Source organism: Dehalococcoidia bacterium (genome assembly GCA_035574915.1).
In the GTDB taxonomy this organism is placed as follows: Bacteria; Chloroflexota; Dehalococcoidia; order DSTF01; family WHTK01; genus DATLYJ01.
The window spans coordinates 1-2,923 of record DATLYJ010000084.1; the positions used below are offsets into that span (position 1 = coordinate 1).

Sequence of the window (2,923 nt, forward strand, 5' to 3'; positions counted from 1 at the left end):
GCGACGGAGGAGGGCCTGTGGGCCTTCCACTGCCACGTGCTGACGCACGCGGAGAGCCCGCAGGGCATGTTCGGCCTCGTCACGGTAATGGTGGTCCAGGCGTAGGGAGAGGCCTTCCGAGCAAGCGCGGCATAGCGGTCCCTGACTCAGCCCGGGCGGAACCAGCAGACGTCGGGGTAGTACGCCCGCCCTACTGCCGGTAGGGATGACTCTCATGGGCTTCTGTGCCAACCATGAATAGGTTTTATCATCCGGCGCGAAAGAAGTAACCCAACGTCCGTCGGTCTTCTCGTCACAGCCGACCGCGGGTCGCTCCGTGTTGACAACCTCCGCCGCGGGCAACATCATGCCGCCATCCGGAGCATCGCGGGAGGGCGACCATGCCGGCACTGGACGGACTCAAGGTACTGGACCTGACGCAGTACGAGGCGGGGACTTCTGCCACCCAACTCCTCGCCTGGCTGGGCGCGACCGTCGTCAAGGTCGAGCAGCCCGGCGCTGGCGACCCCGGCCGCCACACCGAGCCCGGCATCGGCGACTCCATCTACTTCCTCAGCTTCAACTCGAATAAGCGCAGCGTCGCGATCAACCTCAAGTCCGAACAGGGCAGGGCGCTCTTCCTCGACCTCGTCGAGCGCTTCGATGTCGTCACGGAGAACTTCACCCTCGGCACCATGGAGGACCTCGGCCTCGGCTACGAGACACTGAAGGGCCGCAATCCGCGCATCATCTACGCAACCATCAAGGGCTTCGGCACCTACGGCCCTTACAGCGAGTTCAAGTCCTTCGACATGGTCGCCCAGGCCGCTGGAGGCGCCTTCAGCGTCACCGGCGAGGCGAACGGCCCGCCGATGCGGCCCGGCGCCCTCATGGGCGACACCGGCTCCGGCCTCACGATGGCCCTCGGCATCCTCGCGGCCTACATCCAGGCCCAGCGCACCGGCATCGGCCAGAAGGTCGAGGTGTCGATGCAGGAAGCCGTACTCAATTTCATGCGCACCAACCTCTCCCACCGCGAGCGCGACGCCACGAGGCCCATCCCGCGCCGCGGCAACCGCACAGTGGTCCCTACCGACCTCTACCCCTGCGCCGGCGGCGGCCCCAACGACTACGTCTACATCATGACATCGACCTCGAAGATGGTGGACGCCGTGTTCACCGTCATCGGCCGGCCCGAAGTGCTCATCGACGAGCGCTTCTCGACGCCACAGGGGCGGCGGCAGAACGGCGACGAGCTCTGGGAGATCATCGCCTCCTGGACCCGGCAGCGCTCGAAGTGGGAAGTCATGGAGGCGATGGGCCGCGGCGGCGTCCCCTGTAGCGCTGTCTATGATTCGCTCGACATCTTCCGCGACGAGCACCTGCGCGCCCGCGACGCCATCATGACCATCGAGCACCCAGAGCGCGGCGCCTGGGAGTTCCCGGCGCCGCCAATGCGCCTCAGCGACTCCAGGGTCGAAGTGCGGCCGGCGCCCTTGCTCGGCGAACACACCGCCGAGGTCCTGCGCCAGGAGCTAGGCCTGGGCGAGGGCGAGATCGAGCGACTGGCTGCGGCAGGCGTCCTCGGCCTGCGCCAGGGCCAGCCGGCCGCCGTCTAACGCTTCCGGCTGGCCCTGGATGGAGCCGCGGCAGGTGCCGCCGTCCTCGAGGTGTCCCGGGCACCGCAGCACCTGTGAGGCCAGCGCTAGCGTTGCCCTGACGCCCCTTACGCGCACCCGTGGTGCCGTCCAGCGGGCAGGCGAAGGCGGCTTCGGCAGCCACTCGGTCCGGTCACGACCTCCGATTACGGATCTCCGGCACTTACGGGTGAAAAAGGGGAGCGGCCGCGTCGAGGCCGCCACGGCCGCCGGGCTAGAGTGCGGACAGGGCGTCGATCAGGGCGCCGTAGTAGTCCTGCACGCCGCCGGTGAGCAGGGTGAGAGTCGCCACGAGCGCCGTGGAAACGAGCACGAGGATGAGCCCGAACTCGAGGGTGGTCTGGCCGGACTCGTTCCTGGACGGGGTGGGCTTCACTGCGCTGCCTCCTTGCCTTTTCTCGCTGATCAGAAACGTGGCCGCGCGCCAAGCATTACGAGCGGATAAGTTGACATAACGCCCAACAGTAACTCGAGATCCTGTCGCCCGGGGCAGGGGAGGGCTGAGCTTAGAGCAATCCCCGCAGGGTCTCGGCGACACCCAGCAGTGTCTGGTAGTAGCGGCCCGGTTCGACCTCGAAGAAGGTGAGGGCGAAGATGAGGACCGCCAGCGTGAACACCGCCGCGACCTCGAACGAGAATGTGGCCTGGCCGCGGTCCTGACCTGCGGCTCTTCCGTACCGCTGCATGTTGCCCTCCATGGCGCCTCAGTCCTGCCTTGAGAACGCACCGGGCCGCCCCGCCATAACAGCCGGCAGGGAGGTGCTTCACATAACGTGCTAGCGGGAGCGCTGGCGCAGCGCCCTCTGCATCTCCCGCTCCGCCTCTCGCTTCGCGATTGCCTGGCGCTTGTCGTAGCGGCGGCGGCCCTTGGCCAGGCCCAGCTCGACCTTGGCGATGCCGTCCTTGAGGTACAGCCTCAGCGGGACGAGGGTCAGTCCGCCGGCCTCGAGTTCGTGGGCAAGCTCGCGGATTTGCGAGCGGTGCAGGAGGAGCTTCCTGGGCCGCGCGGGCTCGTGGCCGAAGCGCGGCGCGTTCCTGTACTGGGCGATGTGCGCGCCCAGAAGCCACATCTCGCCGCGCTCCGGACGCGCGAAGGCCTCCTGCAGGCTGACCTTACCCTCGCGCACGGACTTGATCTCGCTGCCGGACAGCACCAGTCCAGCCTCGATGCGCTCCAGGATGTCGTAATCGTGCAGGGCTTTGCGGTTCAGGGCGATGGTCTTTTCGGCCATCAGTACGGCACCTTTCCGCTGACACAGAACGGCGGGCCTTCCCGGGGGCGGCCC

General features: G+C 67.5%; 5 protein-coding genes. 2 read left to right on the forward strand and 3 right to left on the reverse strand.

The window, feature by feature from the left end:
* The first annotated feature begins 15 nt into the window (after window positions 1–15).
* Both VNN10_08015 and VNN10_08020 read left to right on the forward strand, forming a co-directional pair.
* On the forward strand, window positions 16–105 hold the full coding sequence (locus tag VNN10_08015) for a hypothetical protein (GenBank protein ID HXH21961.1): 90 nt from the start codon (window positions 16–18) through the stop codon (window positions 103–105).
* A 275-nt stretch (window positions 106–380) separates the two neighbouring features.
* On the forward strand, window positions 381–1,598 hold the full coding sequence (locus VNN10_08020) for a CoA transferase (GenBank protein ID HXH21962.1): 1,218 nt from the start codon (window positions 381–383) through the stop codon (window positions 1,596–1,598).
* Window positions 1,599–1,851: 253 nt separating this feature from the next.
* Here VNN10_08020 and VNN10_08025 read toward each other — a convergent pair whose 3' ends face one another.
* From VNN10_08025 to smpB, 3 genes are all read right to left on the reverse strand, one after another.
* Entirely contained in the window at window positions 1,852–2,013 is a 162-nt protein-coding gene (locus VNN10_08025; GenBank protein HXH21963.1) for a hypothetical protein, read from the reverse strand.
* 130 nt (window positions 2,014–2,143) lie between these two features.
* Window positions 2,144–2,323 (reverse strand): hypothetical protein, encoded by a 180-nt coding sequence (locus VNN10_08030; GenBank protein HXH21964.1) that lies wholly within the window; start codon window positions 2,321–2,323, stop codon window positions 2,144–2,146.
* A 90-nt stretch (window positions 2,324–2,413) separates the two neighbouring features.
* Window positions 2,414–2,869, reverse strand: coding sequence for an SsrA-binding protein SmpB (gene smpB / locus VNN10_08035; protein HXH21965.1), 456 nt, complete (start codon window positions 2,867–2,869; stop codon window positions 2,414–2,416).
* Between the last annotated feature and the right edge of the window lie 54 nt (window positions 2,870–2,923).